The sequence below is a fragment of the Pararhizobium sp. A13 genome, from assembly GCF_040126305.1.
GTDB lineage: Bacteria > Pseudomonadota > Alphaproteobacteria > Rhizobiales > Rhizobiaceae > Pararhizobium.
This window is the reverse complement of the sequence record NZ_CP149510.1, coordinates 1,987,917-2,003,883: the sequence shown is the minus strand read 5'-3', so window position 1 is coordinate 2,003,883 and position 15,967 is coordinate 1,987,917. Positions and strand designations below refer to the sequence as shown.

At 60.7% G+C, this 15,967-nt stretch carries 14 protein-coding genes; 3 read left to right on the top strand and 11 right to left on the bottom strand.

All coding sequences use genetic code 11. The annotated features are described in order from the left end of the window. Window positions 1-62: 62 nt before the first annotated feature. The 6 genes from ileS to WI754_RS09635 all read right to left on the bottom strand — a co-directional run bounded on the left by ileS (window position 63) and on the right by WI754_RS09635 (window position 7,956). The gene (gene ileS, locus WI754_RS09660) at window positions 63-2,993 is read right to left on the bottom strand and encodes an isoleucine--tRNA ligase (RefSeq protein WP_349437495.1); all 2,931 of its coding nucleotides are present in this window, start codon (window positions 2,991-2,993) and stop codon (window positions 63-65) included. A 306-nt stretch (window positions 2,994-3,299) separates the two neighbouring features. Then, window positions 3,300-3,539, bottom strand: a complete 240-nt coding sequence (locus tag WI754_RS09655) for a BrnA antitoxin family protein (protein WP_349437493.1) — start codon at window positions 3,537-3,539, stop codon at window positions 3,300-3,302. A gap of 106 nt (window positions 3,540-3,645) precedes the next feature. Continuing rightward, window positions 3,646-4,626: a bifunctional riboflavin kinase/FAD synthetase gene (locus WI754_RS09650; RefSeq protein ID WP_349437491.1), complete on the bottom strand. Its 981-nt coding sequence runs from the start codon at window positions 4,624-4,626 to the stop codon at window positions 3,646-3,648. Window positions 4,627-4,793: 167 nt separating this feature from the next. Then, window positions 4,794-5,642, bottom strand: coding sequence for a TIGR01459 family HAD-type hydrolase (locus WI754_RS09645; protein ID WP_349437489.1), 849 nt, complete (start codon window positions 5,640-5,642; stop codon window positions 4,794-4,796). Window positions 5,643-5,765: 123 nt separating this feature from the next. Then, window positions 5,766-7,130, bottom strand: a complete 1,365-nt coding sequence (gene chrA, locus WI754_RS09640) for a chromate efflux transporter (protein ID WP_349437487.1) — start codon at window positions 7,128-7,130, stop codon at window positions 5,766-5,768. Then, window positions 7,123-7,956, bottom strand: coding sequence for a sulfurtransferase/chromate resistance protein (locus tag WI754_RS09635; protein WP_349437486.1), 834 nt, complete (start codon window positions 7,954-7,956; stop codon window positions 7,123-7,125). Before WI754_RS09635 ends, chrA begins: the two co-directional genes overlap by 8 nt. Window positions 7,957-8,221: 265 nt before the next feature. On the opposite strand from WI754_RS09635, the gene groES reads away from it, so the two are divergent. From groES to WI754_RS09620, 3 genes are all read left to right on the top strand, one after another. Further along, on the top strand, window positions 8,222-8,518 hold the full coding sequence (gene groES, locus WI754_RS09630) for a co-chaperone GroES (RefSeq protein WP_037124760.1): 297 nt from the start codon (window positions 8,222-8,224) through the stop codon (window positions 8,516-8,518). A 66-nt stretch (window positions 8,519-8,584) separates the two neighbouring features. Then, on the top strand, window positions 8,585-10,228 hold the full coding sequence (gene groL, locus WI754_RS09625; protein WP_349437485.1) for a chaperonin GroEL: 1,644 nt from the start codon (window positions 8,585-8,587) through the stop codon (window positions 10,226-10,228). A 724-nt stretch (window positions 10,229-10,952) separates the two neighbouring features. Then, window positions 10,953-11,402 (top strand): hypothetical protein, encoded by a 450-nt coding sequence (locus WI754_RS09620; protein ID WP_349437483.1) that lies wholly within the window; start codon window positions 10,953-10,955, stop codon window positions 11,400-11,402. 12 nt (window positions 11,403-11,414) lie between these two features. Here the strand turns inward: WI754_RS09620 and WI754_RS09615 are convergent, their stop codons facing one another. The 5 genes from WI754_RS09615 to WI754_RS09595 all read right to left on the bottom strand — a co-directional run bounded on the left by WI754_RS09615 (window position 11,415) and on the right by WI754_RS09595 (window position 15,782). After that, on the bottom strand, window positions 11,415-12,632 hold the full coding sequence (locus tag WI754_RS09615; protein WP_349437482.1) for an FAD-dependent oxidoreductase: 1,218 nt from the start codon (window positions 12,630-12,632) through the stop codon (window positions 11,415-11,417). 109 nt (window positions 12,633-12,741) lie between these two features. Beyond that, window positions 12,742-13,449: a glutathione binding-like protein gene (locus WI754_RS09610; RefSeq protein WP_349437481.1), complete on the bottom strand. Its 708-nt coding sequence runs from the start codon at window positions 13,447-13,449 to the stop codon at window positions 12,742-12,744. Between the two features lie 112 nt (window positions 13,450-13,561). After that, window positions 13,562-14,260: an ATP phosphoribosyltransferase gene (gene hisG / locus WI754_RS09605; RefSeq protein WP_349437480.1), complete on the bottom strand. Its 699-nt coding sequence runs from the start codon at window positions 14,258-14,260 to the stop codon at window positions 13,562-13,564. Beyond that, complete coding sequence (locus WI754_RS09600) at window positions 14,257-15,396, bottom strand: ATP phosphoribosyltransferase regulatory subunit (protein ID WP_349437478.1); 1,140 nt, start codon at window positions 15,394-15,396, stop codon at window positions 14,257-14,259. Before WI754_RS09600 ends, hisG begins: the two co-directional genes overlap by 4 nt. Before the next feature lie 17 nt (window positions 15,397-15,413). After that, window positions 15,414-15,782, bottom strand: coding sequence for a VOC family protein (locus WI754_RS09595; protein WP_349437781.1), 369 nt, complete (start codon window positions 15,780-15,782; stop codon window positions 15,414-15,416). Window positions 15,783-15,967 lie beyond the last annotated feature (185 nt).

Below are 15,967 nucleotides of genomic sequence, written 5' to 3'. Positions count from 1 at the left end.
CAGTTTTTTGATTTGGAGGCGGCTTCAGATTTTAGGTCGAATCGACCTAAAGTCATCCGGCTCTAGGAAGCAAAGCCCAGTTCGCGCAGCGCCGCCGCATCACGGGCGGACACGTCCGGAAAAGCGGGATCGGAACCGACGTCGGCGGTGATCCGCCAGGACCGGGCGCATTTGACGCCTTCCGCAAGCTTGGGTTCGACGCTGACCGTCGACAGATCGTCCAGGCGGAAAGCACCTTCCGGTCCCTGGCCCTCGGCGATCGTGACGCCGGAGGTGATGCAGATTTCAGCGAAATCCTGACCGTCCAGCGCCTGCAGCAGGCCGGCATCGTCGATGTGCACGATCGGAGCCGCTTCCAGAGAGGAGCCAATACGCTTGTCGCGGCGCTCGACTTCAAGCGCACCGGTGACGGCGCGGCGCACGTCGCGGACCTTCTTCCATTTCTCGGCCAGCGCCTCGTCGCGCCATTCGGCCGGCACGATCGGGAACTGTTCCAGGTGGACGGAGACCGCGGACGGATCGCGCGACAGCCAGGCCTCTTCCGCCGTGAAGGGCAGAACCGGCGCGAGCCAGGTCACCAGGCATTCGAACAGCTTGCGGATGACCGCGAGGCTGGCGCGGCGGCGCAGGCTCGACGGGGCGTCACAATAGAGCGCGTCCTTGCGGATATCGAAATAGAAGGCCGAGAGCTCGACATTCGAGAAATCGATGAGCGCGCGGGCGATGCGCTTGAAGTCAAAGGCGTCGTAGCCATCGCGCACGATCTGTTCGAGTTCGGCCAGACGATGCAGCATCAGCCGCTCGAGTTCGGGCATGTCGTTGAAGGCGATGTCTTCTTGCCTGTCATGGGCCAGCGTGCCGAGCATCCAGCGGATGGTGTTGCGCAGTTTGCGATAGGCATCGATGTTCGTCTGGATGATCGTCTTGCCGACGCGCAGATCTTCAGCATAGTCCGACGTCGCCACCCAGAGGCGCAGGATATCGGCTCCGGCGTCCTTCATGACCTCCTGCGGCGATGTGACGTTGCCCTTGGACTTCGACATCTTCTCGCCCTTCTCATCCATGGTGAAGCCATGGGTGATGACGGCGTTGTAGGGCGCACGGCCGCGGGTCGCGGCACTTTCGAGCAGCGAGGAATGGAACCAGCCGCGATGCTGGTCGGAGCCTTCGAGATAGACATCCGCCGGCCATTTCAGGTCGGGGCGATCTTCCAAGGTGAACGTGTGGGTCGAGCCTGAATCGAACCAGACGTCGAGGATATCCATGACCTGCGTCCAGCGGCCATGATCATGGTCGGGCCCAAGGAAACGCTCCTTGGCGCCTTCAGCGAACCAGGCATCGGCGCCTTCCTTTTCGAAGGCTTCGAGAATGCGGGCGTTGACGGCCTCATCGACCAGGACGTTGCCCTTTTCATCGGCGAAGACGGCGATCGGCACGCCCCAGGCGCGTTGACGGGAAAGCACCCAGTCCGGACGGTTCTCGATCATGGCGCGCAGGCGGTTCTGGCCGGCGGCGGGCACGAAGCGGGTTTCGTCGATGGCAGACAGCGCGCGCGAACGCAACGTCGTACCGTCGGCAAGCTCCTTGTCCATATAGACGAACCATTGCGGCGTGTTGCGGAAGATCACCGGCTTCTTGGAACGCCAGGAATGCGGATAGGTGTGCTTCAGGCGGCCACGGGCAAACAGCGTGTGGCGGGCGATCAGCGCCTTGATGACGCGATCGTTGGCATCGCCCTTCTTGCCGGCGTCGTCGATAACGCGCGCGGCGCCGCCTTCGGCGTCCGGACCGAAACCGGGCGCATCGGTCGTGTAGAAACCGGCATCGTCAACGGGGAACGGGATTGTCGATGAGATGTGTCGCTCTTCCAGCAAGCGGACGTTGGCCATCCAGGCGTCGAAGTCCTCGCGGCCGTGGCTGGGAGCGGTATGGACGAAGCCGGTGCCGGCATCGTCGGTGACGTGGTCTCCGTCAAGCAGGGGAACCTGGAAGTCATAGCCGCCGCCGAGGCCGTGCAGCGGATGGGCGCAGGTCACCACCGCCAGCTCCTCCGCCGTCAAAGGCCGGATCAACTTGAATGTCAGCTTCGCCTTCGCCGCCGCTTCATCAGCAAGGCGTGTGGCAAAGATCAGTTTTTCACCCGGCTGCGGGCCGAAGTCGTTTTCGGCGGCGGTCACTTCGAAGAGGCCGTAGGGGTAGCGCGACGAATAGGCGATGGCGCGGTTGCCCGGAATGGTCCAGGGTGTCGTGGTCCAGATAACGACTGCCGCGCCTAGGAGATCTGATTTCCCCGATCCCGGCTCGACTTCAACCGTCAAGATCGGAAACTTGACCCAGATCATGTCGCTCTCGACGTCCTGGTACTCGACCTCGGCTTCCGCCAGCGCCGTGCGCTCGACGACTGACCACATGATCGGCTTCGAGCCGCGATAGAGCTGGCCGCTCTTGGCGATCTTCAGCAGTTCGCCGGCGATACGGGCTTCGGCGTGGAAGGCCATCGTCGTATAGGGATTGTCGAAATCGCCCTCGATACCGAGGCGCTTGAATTCTTCCGACTGGATGTTGATCCAGTTGGCGGCGAAGTCGCGGCATTCCTGACGGAACTCGTTGACCGGGACCTCGTCCTTGTTCTTGCCCTTGGCGCGATAGGCTTCCTCGATCTTCCATTCGATCGGCAGGCCGTGGCAATCCCAACCCGGAACATAGTTCGAGTCATAGCCGCGCATCTGGAACGAGCGGGTGATGATGTCCTTGAGGATCTTGTTCAGCGCATGGCCGATATGGATGTTGCCGTTGGCATAGGGTGGGCCGTCATGCAGCACGAATTTTTCGCGGCCGGCAGCGGAGGCGCGGAGCTTCTTGTAGAGCTCCATCTTCTGCCAGCGGGCAACCGTCTCCGGCTCCTTCTGCGGCAGGCCGGCGCGCATCGGGAATTCGGTTTCGGGCAGATAAAGGGTCTTCGAATAGTCGAGCTTTTCAGCGGTATCGGTCATGGCTTTTGCAATCGTCTCTGGGCGCGTTTCGCCGCGCATGCGAACGGGACATCTTCAAGGGATGGCGGAGGCGCTTCTGTCAAACGCCGAAAACCCGGACCTTCCGGCGGCATTCAAAACGCGCGGAAGGCCGGGCCAATAATTCGCTGATCTATCATCAATCGACGATATCGGGTCATGGTGGCCGGTTGTTTAAGACGTTTTCGGGCGAAAAGGAAGAGGCTTGCGACGGGCGCTGCAGTATTGCGCAACCCCGTTGCCGTGCCGCCGTCAGCGTGCCTCCTGCTTATTCGGGCTCGACGCAATTTACGCGCCGGGTTTGCCCTGCATCACTGCTCGCAACGCGTCGTTGATGCGATCCTGCCAGCCCGGCCCATCCTTTTGAAAATATTCGAGCACGGCGCTATCGATCTTGATCGACACAAGTTCTTTGGTTTCCGGCAAGGCGCGCCTTTCGACGACCGGAGCAACTGGCTTTTTAGCCGGCTTGAACAATGCTTCAGCGGCATCCATCGGATTTACGGGTCGGCGAGGCGTATTTGCCATCGATCTATCGTTCCTGTTGGGTTCACAATCGCCGCAGGATGCACTCCTGCGGCTGGTGTCAGGCAGTACGCGACCAATTTGGTCTGAGCGTCAACCAGGTCGCGGCTTAAAACGCGATCTGCAGGTCGATCTCGCTGAGCGGCCGCACACCGGCAAGCAGCGCCCGCGCCTCCGCATCATCCTGCTTCATCTGCACCACCAGCGGATCGAGACCGTCGAACTTCAGCTCGTCGCGCAGATGGCCGAAGAAGGAGACGGAACAGATTTCGCCGTAGAGATCTCCCGAAAAGTCGAAGACGAAGGTTTCGAGCAGGGCGATGCCGTCGCTGTCGACCGTCGGGCGCTTGCCGAAGCTGGCGACGCCGTCGTGGATGCGGCCATCGGCGCGGCGGAAGCGCACGGCGTAGATGCCGTTGCGCAATTCGACTTCGGGCGGCAATTGCATGTTGGCTGTGGGATAGCCAAGTGTGCGGCCGAGCCGCTTGCCGCCGATCACTTCCGATTCCACCGTATAACGATACCCGAGCATTCCGGCCGCCTGAGCCACGTCACCCTCGCCGAGCAGCCCGCGGATATGGCTGGAGGAGATCACCGAGGCGTTCTCATCGCGAAAGGCATCGACGAGTGTGACGCCAAAACCGTTTTCGCCGCCGGCCGCCATCAGGAAGGCCGGACCACCTTCCCTGCCCTTGCCGAAGTGGAAATCGAAACCGGTCACGACGTGGCCGGCGTGCAGCCAGTCCATCAGCACGGAGCGGATGAAATCGGAGGCGGAAAGCTGAGAAAACGTGCGGTCGAACGGATATTCGATCACGGCCGAAAAGCCCATGCCTTCGAGGATGCGGGCCTTGAGCGGCGCGGGCGTCAGACGGAAGACCGGATGGTCCGGGCGAAAGACCGTGCGCGGATGCGGCTCGAAGGTCAGCACCAGGGCAGGAACGCGGCGCGCCCGCGCCTCCTCCAGCGCCCGGTTCAACACCGACTGGTGACCGCGATGTACGCCGTCGAAATTGCCGATGGCGATGACGCCGCCCCTCAAGGCTTGCGGCAATGGTTCGCGGGTCTCGTTGCGATGGAAAACCGTCATGTCCGTCACACCAGTCTCATCTCTACAGCGCCGCGCGTCCTTTCAGACGCGCAAAGGTCGCTGTAACACTTTGAAATGCTCCATAATTTTATCCCAAAATCGATTCCGATTTAAGGAATTATGCAGTAGGCCAGTCCGATCAAGCCAGTCGTTTAGGCCAAACCTTTCTAAGCCAATCTGGGCATCCACCATTTCGGCGTGGCACCCTCGTCTTTCAGGAACGCTGCGAGTTTCGTCTCGTCCGTCTTTTCAGCATTCATATACTCGAGCGCATGGATGCCGGCGCTGATATAGAGAATATCGAGGCCGAAATCCTGCGCACCCTTCACATCGGTCGGCATGCCGTCGCCGACGGCGATCACCCGCGACAGATCGAGCCCGCCGCGAACGGCCTTCGCTTCCGACAGCGAGGCGCGATAGATCGGCACGTAGGGCTTTCCGGAAATCCGGGTTTCGCCACCCAGTTCCGCATAGACCTTGGCGATGGCGCCGGCGCAGGGGATCAGCCTGTGGCCGCGTTCGACGATGAGGTCCGGGTTGGCGCAGATGAACGGCACCTTGCGCCTGGCCATGCCGGAGAGCGTTGCGCGATAATCTTCGGCGGTTTCCGTTTCGTCATCGAAAAAGCCGGCGCAGACGATGATTTCGGCCTCTTCTGAGGAAACCATCTGGACGCCGAGACCATCGAGCAGCGGCAGGTCACGCTCAGCGCCGATGAAATAGATCTTTTTCGGGCCAGCCGAGATCAGCGCGCGGGTGACATCGCCGGAGGTGACGATGCGGTCATAGGCGCTATCAGGCACGCCGAGGCCGCGGATCTGGACGATGACGCCGGGATGCGGGCGCGGCGAATTGGTGATGAGGACAACCGTCAGCCCCTTGGCGCGGGCTACTGTCAGCGCCTCGCAAGCTTCCTTGAAGGCCGCGACACCATTGTGCAGCACGCCCCAGACATCGCACAGAACAACATCGTAACGGTTGGCGATGTCGCGAAAACTGTTGATCCGAACGGCCATGCTGGCTTCCCGCAGAAAAAATATTCGGGGTGACATCGCAGGCAGGCGCCGAAAACACAAGACTTCTTGCGGAAATTGGCGGCCGAATCCCAAGGATTCGGCTGGGAAACGCGGATCAGCCTTTTAAAAGCTGCTGATCAGCCAGCCGGCGCCGGCGCAAACGACAAGCGTGGTCACGATCCCGCGCTTCAGCTTGAAGAGCAGCAGCGCTGCCAGAAGCGTGAGCAGGAATGCTGCAGGCTGGAACGTCTGCCAGGCCGGAAGCGGCATCGACAACGGTCCAAAAGCATATCGGCTGACCTCCGCAAAAAGAACGTGCAGGCCGAACCAGAGCGCCAGATTGAGGATGACGCCGGTGACGGCCGCGGAGATCGCCGCCAGCGCGCCTGAGAGCGCCCTGTTGTTGCGCAATGTCTCGACATAGGGCGCACCGAGGAAAATCCACAGGAAGCAGGGAATGAAGGTGACCCAGGTCGCAAGCGTCGCCCCAAGCATGCCGGCCCAGAGCGGGTCGAGACCGAGCGGCGTGCGAAATGCGGCCATGAAACCGACGAAGGAGAGCACCAGCACGAGGGGGCCCGGCGTCGTTTCGGCCAGCGCCAGACCATCGAGCATCTCGCCGGGCTTCAGCCAGTGATAGGTCTCGACGGCCTGCTGGGCGACATAGGCAAGCACGGCATAGGCCCCGCCGAAGGTCACCACCGCCATCTTGGAGAAGAACAGGCCGATCGCCGCATAGACGTTGTCGAAGCCAAGGATTGCGCCGATGATGACGAACGGGGCGCTCCAGAGCGCCGCCCAGACGCCGCAAACCCGGACCGCCCGGCCCCAGGACGGGACGACGTCCGGGAAATTGCTGTCGATGACCGAGGGCTGGTCGGCCAAGGCCTGCTTTGCCGCCGCCATGGTTATCCCTTCCGCCGATTGCGCATGGCTAGCGACGTAACCGGCCACGCCCGCCGCCAGAACGACAAGCGGAAACGGCAGATCGAAGAAGAACAGCGCCGCGAAGGCGAGACCCGCGACGATCACGGCAAAGCGGGTTTTCAGCGAACGGCGGCCGACGCGGATGACCGCCTCGATGACGATCGCCAGCACTGCCGCCTTCAACCCGAAGAACAGCGCGGTGAGCCAATCCGTCTCCTGGAAAAGCGCATAGGCCGACGACAGGCCAAGGATGACGAAAAAACCCGGGAGCACGAACAGCGTGCCGGCGACGATGCCGCCGCGGCTGCCGTGCAACAGCCAGCCGACATAGGTGGCCAACTGCTGCGCCTCAGGCCCCGGTAGGAGCATGCAGAAATTCAGCGCATGCAGAAACCGGCTCTCGGAAATCCAGCGGCGCTCCTCCACCAGTTCCCTGTGCATCAGGGCGATCTGGCCCGCCGGGCCTCCAAAACTCAAGAGCCCGATCTTTGCCCAGACCCTCGTGGCCTCGGCGAATGTCGGATGCACCGGGGGAGCCTGGACGTGCACCGCCTCATTCATTGTCTTTGGCCTTCTTCGCAACGTGCGACACCCATTCGTGTTTTTCCTGTGTGGCGTCGCGCGCCCAGCGATAGAAGGCGTCGTAAAGCGTCATACCCGCTTCCAGTTGCTCCAGGTCGTCGGCAAACATCCGCGAAAGGCCGAGCGACGCCGCGAGCAGACCGGCAGCTTCGGGAACCAGATCGAGCCGGTCGGTATCGGCCGCGCGGACAATCAGGGTGAGATGCTGAAGTGCCGGAAATGAGAGACCAAATTCCTTGACCATCGTGTCGAAGGTGCAGTCCTCGCCCCTATGGCTCCAGAAGACATTTTCCACATCGAAGGGCGTCGCGCCGAAACGATCTGCGACGGCTTCGACTTCCGGGGCCGCGACGAAAAGAAACGTCGCTGCTGGATCGACGAAGCGACGGATCAGCCAGGGGCAGGCAATGCGATCGATCTTGGGACGAGAGCGCGTGACCCAGACGGTTCCGCCATTGGCGTTTTCACCCGGCAGGGCAGCCACTGGAACGAGCGGCAGGTGAGCCGCCTGCCAGGCTTCGAACCCGCCTTCCAGCGTCTCTGCCCCGGCGCCTGTATTTCGCAGCCAGGCGGCGACGCCCTCGCTCAGCTTCTTGCCCTTCTGGCAGACCACGACCACCCAGCGGCCGCGATAATCCGCCCCCCATTGCCGCACGTCGGCGTAAGGGCGCCGGAAAGACGCGGGAAGAAGAAGCGGCTGGGCGGCAAAATCCTCATCGTCGCGCACATCGATAATGACCGGGCCCTTGGGAGTTCCGATCAGGCGGACAAGTTTTTCGGTGGAAATAGCGTTATACGAGGCCATGGTTTACGTCCTTTTCGAGGGATTGGACGCGAAGTGATGGCATGACGCCTCGTGGGGCATTCGCAGACCCCATGCGCAAATTAGACAAAAAAGCAGGAACCAAGTCAATCATTTTCGCCGCAAAAGAATCTTGCCGGCCCATTCTTGACTCAATCGACGGCCATCCTTATCTCCGGGTCGCTAGCACTCACGCAATAGGAGTGCTAACATCCATCCATCGGGTCGGTTCACGATCCGTGAAGTCATTTGATCGAGGGATTAGACAATGACAAGCACCAATTTCCGTCCTCTGCATGACCGCGTCGTCGTACGCCGCGTCGAGTCTGAAGCAAAGACCAAGGGCGGCATCATCATACCGGACACCGCCAAGGAAAAGCCGCAGGAAGGCGAAATCGTCGCCGTCGGCACCGGCACCCGTGACGACAAGGGCGCTCTCATCGCTCTCGACGTCAAGGCTGGCGACCGCGTCCTGTTCGGCAAGTGGTCGGGCACCGAAGTCAAGCTCAACGGCGAAGACCTTCTGATCATGAAGGAAGCCGACATCATGGGCGTTATCGGCTGATCCTGGCCGGTTCCCTTCTCTTCAATTCCATAAAACCAATTGGGCATCAGCCCGGGAGTTTTTAAAATGGCAGCCAAAGAAATCAAGTTCGGCCGCACCGCGCGCGAAAAGATGCTGCGCGGCGTCGACATCCTCGCTGACGCCGTCAAGGTAACGCTCGGTCCGAAGGGCCGTAACGTCATCATCGACAAGTCGTTCGGCGCACCGCGCATCACCAAGGACGGCGTTTCCGTCGCCAAGGAAATCGAACTCGAAGACAAGTTCGAAAACATGGGCGCCCAGATGGTCCGCGAAGTTGCTTCGAAGACCAACGACATCGCCGGCGACGGCACGACGACTGCAACGGTTCTGGCACAGGCCATCGTCCGCGAAGGCGCCAAGAGCGTTGCCGCCGGCATGAACCCGATGGACCTGAAGCGCGGTATCGACCTTGCGGTTGCCGCCATCGTCAAGGACATCGTTGCCAAGGCCAAGAAGATCAACACTTCGGAAGAAGTGGCCCAGGTCGGCACGATCTCTGCCAACGGCGAAAAGGAAATCGGCCAGTACATCGCTGACGCGATGCAGAAGGTCGGCAATGAAGGCGTCATCACGGTTGAAGAAGCCAAGACCGCCGACACCGAACTCGAAGTCGTCGAAGGCATGCAGTTCGACCGCGGCTATCTGAGCCCTTACTTCGTCACCAACCCGGAAAAGATGGTTGCCGAACTGGACGACGCTTACATCCTTCTCCATGAGAAGAAGCTCTCCAACCTGCAGGCCATGCTTCCGGTTCTCGAAGCTGTCGTTCAGACCGGCAAGCCGCTCCTCATCATCTCGGAAGACGTCGAAGGCGAAGCGCTTGCGACCCTCGTCGTCAACAAGCTGCGTGGCGGCCTGAAGATTGCTGCCGTCAAGGCTCCGGGCTTCGGCGATCGCCGCAAGGCCATGCTGGAAGACATCGCCATCCTGACCGGTGGTCAGGTCATCTCCGAAGACATCGGCATCAAGCTCGAAAACGTCACGCTCGAAATGCTCGGCCGTGCGAAGAAGATCTCGATCTCCAAGGAAAACACCACGATCGTCGACGGTCATGGCCAGAAGGCCGAGATCGAAGGCCGCGTTGCCCAGATCAAGGGTCAGATCGAAGAAACCACCTCCGACTACGACCGCGAAAAGCTGCAGGAACGCCTGGCCAAGCTCGCTGGCGGCGTTGCCGTCATCCGCGTCGGCGGTGCGACTGAAATCGAAGTGAAGGAAAAGAAGGACCGTATCGACGACGCGCTCAACGCAACGCGCGCTGCCGTTCAGGAAGGTATCGTTCCTGGCGGTGGTACGGCCCTGCTGCGTGCTTCGACCGTCCTCAACATCAAGGGCGCAAACGACGACCAGACGGCCGGCATCAACATCGTCCGCAAGGCGCTGCAGTCGCTGGTTCGCCAGATCGCTGAAAACGCCGGCGACGAAGGTTCGATCGTTGTTGGCAAGATCCTCGAAAGCGGCACCGACAACTACGGCTACAACGCCCAGACCGGCGAATATGGCGACATGATCGCCATGGGTATCGTCGATCCGGTCAAGGTTGTCCGCACGGCTCTGCAGAACGCAGCTTCGGTTGCCGGTCTGCTCGTCACGACCGAAGCCATGATTGCAGAACTTCCGAAGAAGGAATCTGCTGGCGGCGGCATGCCCGACATGGGTGGCATGGGCGGCATGGGCGGCATGATGTGATAAGGCGTCTGCCTTATCACGAATGACGACCATACAGCTTCGCCCATGATCTAAAGTGCTTCAGCGCGCCAAGCGCGCTGAAGTGGCGGCATGGGCGGCATGACGTGATAAGGCGTCTGCCCTATCACAAATGACGACGACAAGACTTTCCGGGTTTCCGGATTGAGAGAGGGCGGGCCGCGAGGTCCGCCCTTTTTCCGATCGGGATACAAAAGTTGATTGATGCCCCCAAGAAAGGTCCGCATCTACGGCATTTTGCCCATTGCCTAAAGGTGCGCGAATCATGTTCTGATTGCATTCATGGAAACGCCTTGCAATCGGGAATATCCACTCCAGACCGCAAAATATTTGTCAGAAGACTATTGAAGCGGGAGCAAAAGTAATTATAACTGCGCTCCAAGTGAACCTAGATTCACAGGTATGTAATATTTAGAAAAATCGACAACAAGATTGTGCAATTTTTCTATACTAACTGTGCGTCTGACATCGTTTTTATCTTCAATTATAATACAAATTAATTTCTTCTCGCGTCATTTTGTTTTTTCCTGGACGAAACCCGGTCAGGACTTGAAAGTCGAACTTTGCATCAGTTATAGATTACAGGACCGGTAAACGTATTTGCCGCGCCCCTGATACTTGCTTGCAAATAGAAATTGTTTCTTTCGAACCCTTGATGGGAATAGGCGAATGAATTTCAGACTTTGCGCATATTTCGGGGCCGCCCATGTTTAGGATTGCAAGAACGGGTCTTTCCCAGTTTTCCGACGCAGATTCCTTGGCGCTTGGCGAAAGCGGGCAGAAATTGTTGAACCAGTTCTGCTTTTCAGAAGGATGGGCCGGCAATCTCTCGAACGGCTTGTTTCGGCTTGGCGAAAGCGCTGCGGCGATGCACGGCCTGCACCAGCCCGAATGCGGCCTGCTCAATCTCGTGCGCTGCTATGACAGCGCCGATCGCAATCATGTTCTACGACTTTTCGAGCAGGCGGCAACGACGTCCTCGTCCTTCTGCTTTTCGACCACCATCATCCTGGCGTCCGGCCAGAAACAGCCGGTCTTCTGTGTCGGTGAATCGAGCGGACTGGAACAGCGTTATTGCGGGTCGATGCTCGGCGTCTTCTTCTTTCCCCGTTTCCAACTGGAAACAAAGGGGCGGATTTTCAGCCACCATCAGTAGGGTGGTGGCCAGTCACGGCAGCAGCGTCTTCAAGTCCGCTTCAGGGTTTTCTAGGATGGCGCGGTCCGGCGTCAGCCCCAGATCGAGCAGTTTCTTGCCCGTCACATAGGCCTTCGCATCGTTGAGCGCATCCACTGCGATCAGCTTGCCCTGCATGAAGTACCAGACGGAGACGCTACCCTCGCGCTGGCCTTTGCGTACGATCGTCTCGTCATGGCCGAGACCGAAGCCGGCGATTTGCAGCTTGACGTCATACTGATCGGACCAGAACCAGGGTTTCGGATCATAGGGCGCCTCGCCGCCGGCAAGGAGGGCAGCCACCGCCTCCGCCTGATCAACGGCGTTCTGGACCGATTCAAGCCGGATGCGCATACCCTTCCACGGCAGCACCGCACAGTCTCCCATGGCGTGGATGTCGGGATCCAAGGTGCGACCGAACTGGTCGACGACGATACCATTGGCGACGTCAAGGCCGGCGTCGTGGGCCAGCGCGTCATTGGCCGTCACGCCGATGCCGACGATCACCAGATCGACCGCGATCGTCGAGCCATCGGTCAATTCGGCGGCGGCCACATGGCCATCCCTGCCGGTCAGCCGAACAAGGCCGGTGCCTTCGCGAATATCGACGCCGCGTATCGTGTGGATATCACGCACCAGTTTCGAGGTCGCAGCCGAGGCGACGCGTTGCAGGATGCGGTCGGCCATCTCGATGACCGTGACATCGAGGCCGCTGCTGCGCGCGACTGCGGCCGCTTCCAGGCCGATATAACCACCGCCGATGATCAGGGCATGCCGGCCAGGCTTCAATTCATCCGCAAGACGATCGGCATCGGTGAAATCGCGCACGACGAAGACACCATCGAGATCGCCGCCGACGCTGGCAGGCAGTTTCCGCGGGGTCGAGCCGGTGGCAAGCGCCAGCACATCATAGTCGAGTTTGGAACCGTCGCTGAGCGCCACGGTCTTGGTGGCGCGGTCGATGGCTGTGACGGTTGTCGAAAGCCGCACATCGACATTGTGCTCACCGTACCAGTTCTCCGGCCGGTACAGCAGCCGGTCGAGATCCATTTCGCGCAGCAGATATTTCTTTGAGAGCGGCGGACGCTGATAAGGGTAGCTTGCTTCCGCGGCGACGATCGTCACCGGACGCTCGTCCTTCAGGCCCCGAAGCTTCGCCACCAAGGCAAAGGCGGCCTGTCCGCCGCCCGCAACAACAAGTCTACCTGCCACGATTGTTCCACCCGTCGAGAAAGCTTCTTTTCCCGAGACGTAGCCCGTCCGCCCAAGCAACGTCAACATGGGTCTCGTCAACTCGGGCGGACAGCATGGAATGAAGCAATCAATCGCGCCTGGGGATTTCCATGCCCTTCTGCGTGGCCGGGCGGGCGAGGCCGCGATCGACCCAGGCCATCACATTCGGGAAGCTCGAATACTCCAGCACATCGGCGCCGCCATAGAATTTGCGCGCGCCCTCGATCCACGGATAGGTGGCGATATCGGCGATCGTATAGTCGTCGCCCATCAGCCACTGACGGCCCTCCAGACGGCCTTCCAGAACGCTGAGCAGCCGCTTGGACTCGTCGCGATAGCGCTCCATCGGATAGGAATTGTTGGCGACCTTGTCGGCGGCGAATTTGAAGAAATGACCGAACTGGCCGAACATCGGCCCGACACCTCCCATCTGGAACATCACCCAGCAGAGTGTCTCGTAACGACCGGCAGCATCGGCGGGGATCAGCTTGCCGGTCTTTTCCGCAAGGTAGACCAGGATGGCGCCGGACTCGAACAGACCGATCGGCTTTCCATCCGGACCGTTGGGATCGATGATCGCCGGGATGCGGCCGTTCGGATTGAGCGAAATGAACTCCGGCGACTTCTGGTCGTTGTTGCCGAAATCGATCCGGTGCGGCTCATAGGCCAGACCAAGCTCTTCCAAGGCGATGGAAATCTTCACGCCATTCGGCGTTGGCAGGGAGTAAAGCTGAATGATACCGGGATTTTTGGCGGGCCAGCGGGTGGTGATCGGAAAAGCAGCGAGATCGGCCATGGAGGACTCCTTGAGATGGGAGTCCTAACATAGGACAGTGGTGTCCAAAATGTTAGGCAGGCGCGTGCATATTTTTGCGGCGCCTTCCCCGAACCTTTCCAGCAAGGCGCCCCTATGCAAGAGCCTCGTTCACAGCCTCGGTTATCTTCGCCACCAGCGGGTCTCCCTCATGCTCCGCCTTGCGCGCCCGCACTAGGCAAGCCTCGGACTTGAGCATGATGCCGTCCGACAGGATCTTCAGGTGGTTGGCCTTCAGTGTCGAGCCGGTCGAGGTGATGTCGACGATGATATCGGCGGAGCCGGAGGCCGGCGCGCCTTCTGTGGCTCCTAAGCTTTCGACGATGCGGTAGAGCTGGATGCCGTGCTTCGCGGAGAAGAACTGCTGCGTCAGCCGCCAGTATTTCGTGGCGATCGCCAAGCGCCGCCCATGGCGGGCACGGAAATCGGCCGCGACGTCGCCGAGATCGGCCATGGTATCGACATCGAGCCAGATTTCCGGAACAGCAACGACGACATCGGCATGGCCGAAACCGAGCCGGGCGCAGAATTCGACGCGGGCATCGGCTTCCGAAAGCCCCTCGCGGATCAGGTCTTCGCCGGTCACGCCGAAATCGATCGAGCCGTTGCCGATCTCGCGGGAGATTTCGGAGGCCGAGAGGAAGGCGATCTCGACGTCATCCAGACCTTCGACGCGGCCGCGATAGGACCGCTCGTTGCCGACGGCGACGATCTTCATGCCGGCCTTTTCGAAGATGGCGGAGGCGTCGTCCTTCATCCGGCCCTTGGAGGGCAGAGCGATCGTGATGGTCATCGGGCGGCCTCCCCTTCTCGCTGCGCCAGCGCCTGTTCGATCCGGTCGAGCCAGAGCGCGAAGCCGACGGCCGGAATGCGCTTTTTGGCGCCGAGCAGCGTCATCAGCCGGTCGAAGCGGCCGCCGCCGGCCAGCACCGCCGAGGAGCCGTCGATGACGATCTCGAAGACGAGACCAGTATAATAATCGAGCGGGCGTCCGAAGGCGGCGCGGTAGGTGAGAAGGCCCGGATCGACGCCGGCATTGCCAAGCGCCGCCACCCGCGCATCGAAGCGCGACAGGGCGCCGTCCAGCGTCAGGCCGGATTTTTTCGCGAAGGCAAAAAGTGCGGCGGGCGCGGCGGCGAGCGGTACGCTCAGCGACAGGAACTCACGCAAGAGGCCGAGTGTGCGGCCATCGAGCGCGGTCTTTTCCAGCGCCCGCTTCTCCTTCAGCCTTGCTGCAATTTCCTTCGGGCTGCGACTGGCATTGGTGGAATAGCCGGTTGCTTCCATGGTCTCGTCGAGATGGGCGATCAGCGTCGCGTCATCACCCGACGCCAGCAGCGCCTCGATCTCCGGACTGAGGCCCGTCACCGGCTGCGGGCTCGAAAGCCGCGTCAGCAACGCATCAATCTGCGCGGAATTGCCGAAGGCATGGATCAGCCGCTTCTGCCAGCCGGCAGGCAGGCCGCAGGCGGCGACCACAGCTTCGAAGACCGACTGATCGCCAAGCGTCACCCTGAAGCGCCTGCCCGGCAGACGCGCCGTGAGGATGTCGATGGCATCACTGATGGCACGGGCATCGGCGCCGGCCACATCCGTTTCGCCCAGGTCCTCGATGCCGGCCTGGTAGAATTCGTTGGCACCTTCCCGGCGCTGACGAAAGATTTCGCCGAGATAGGAATAGCGCTGCGGCGTGCCCGTCGCAGTCTCGATATGGCGCAGGCAGACGGGAATGGTGAATTCCGGGCGCAGGCACAGGCTTTTTCCCGTCTCGCTCTCCGTCATGAAAATACGGCGGCGCAGGTCTTCGCCTGCCATATCGAGAAACGGTTCGGCCGGCTGGATCACCGGCGTATCGACGCGCAACGTCCCCAGCCGCTCGAAATCGGCCAGCAGATCGGCAGCAAAGGCTGGGAGGTTGATCAGGGGCATGAAGCGACAGTTTTCCTTCAAAGCGCCAAGGGTTGGATCAGTTCGATGCGGTTACCGAACGGATCGTAGACATAGACCCGCTCATATTCCTCCAGCGGCTCATCTTCAACAACCCGGCAGCCCGCAGCCTTCAGCTTTTTCGCCAGGGACGCGACATCGTCAACCAGGAAAGCCGGGTGAGCCTTGAGCGCAGGTCGAAAATCCTGCTCGACACCGAGATGAACCTTCAACGCGCCTGTTTCGAACCAGCAGCCGCCACGTCCCGCCAAGTTGGCTGGCTTCGGCCGTTCGGGAATGCCGAGCTGTCGGGAGTAGAAGGCACGGGCCTGATCTTCTCCACCCGCCGGCATGGCAAGCTGAACATGATCAATGGAAAGGAGCCTCACCATCGGCGTTCTGCCCCGGGGGAAGGTTCGCTATACCCCCCTCTGTCACTGCGTGACATCTCCCCCTCAAGGGGGGAGATCGGGAGCGAGCCGCTTTGATCCTGCATTCCATCAAATGTCTGTCGAATTGAAGGGCCAGCATGCGAAAAGAACGATCTCCCGCCTTGAGGGGGAGATGTCAGCAA

Excerpts from the sequence above, each read along its gene's own strand:
- ileS (WP_349437495.1), bottom strand. The coding sequence starts at position 2,993 with ATGACCGATACCGCTGAAAAGCTCGACTATTCGAAGACCCTTTATCTG.
- WI754_RS09655 (WP_349437493.1), bottom strand. The coding sequence starts at position 3,539 with ATGGCAAATACGCCTCGCCGACCCGTAAATCCGATGGATGCCGCTGAA.
- WI754_RS09650 (WP_349437491.1), bottom strand. The coding sequence starts at position 4,626 with ATGACGGTTTTCCATCGCAACGAGACCCGCGAACCATTGCCGCAAGCC.
- WI754_RS09645 (WP_349437489.1), bottom strand. The coding sequence starts at position 5,642 with ATGGCCGTTCGGATCAACAGTTTTCGCGACATCGCCAACCGTTACGAT.
- chrA (WP_349437487.1), bottom strand. The coding sequence starts at position 7,130 with ATGAATGAGGCGGTGCACGTCCAGGCTCCCCCGGTGCATCCGACATTC.
- WI754_RS09635 (WP_349437486.1), bottom strand. The coding sequence starts at position 7,956 with ATGGCCTCGTATAACGCTATTTCCACCGAAAAACTTGTCCGCCTGATC.
- groES (WP_037124760.1), top strand. The coding sequence starts at position 8,222 with ATGACAAGCACCAATTTCCGTCCTCTGCATGACCGCGTCGTCGTACGC.
- groL (WP_349437485.1), top strand. The coding sequence starts at position 8,585 with ATGGCAGCCAAAGAAATCAAGTTCGGCCGCACCGCGCGCGAAAAGATG.
- WI754_RS09620 (WP_349437483.1), top strand. The coding sequence starts at position 10,953 with ATGTTTAGGATTGCAAGAACGGGTCTTTCCCAGTTTTCCGACGCAGAT.
- WI754_RS09610 (WP_349437481.1), bottom strand. The coding sequence starts at position 13,449 with ATGGCCGATCTCGCTGCTTTTCCGATCACCACCCGCTGGCCCGCCAAA.
- hisG (WP_349437480.1), bottom strand. The coding sequence starts at position 14,260 with ATGACCATCACGATCGCTCTGCCCTCCAAGGGCCGGATGAAGGACGAC.
- WI754_RS09600 (WP_349437478.1), bottom strand. The coding sequence starts at position 15,396 with ATGCCCCTGATCAACCTCCCAGCCTTTGCTGCCGATCTGCTGGCCGAT.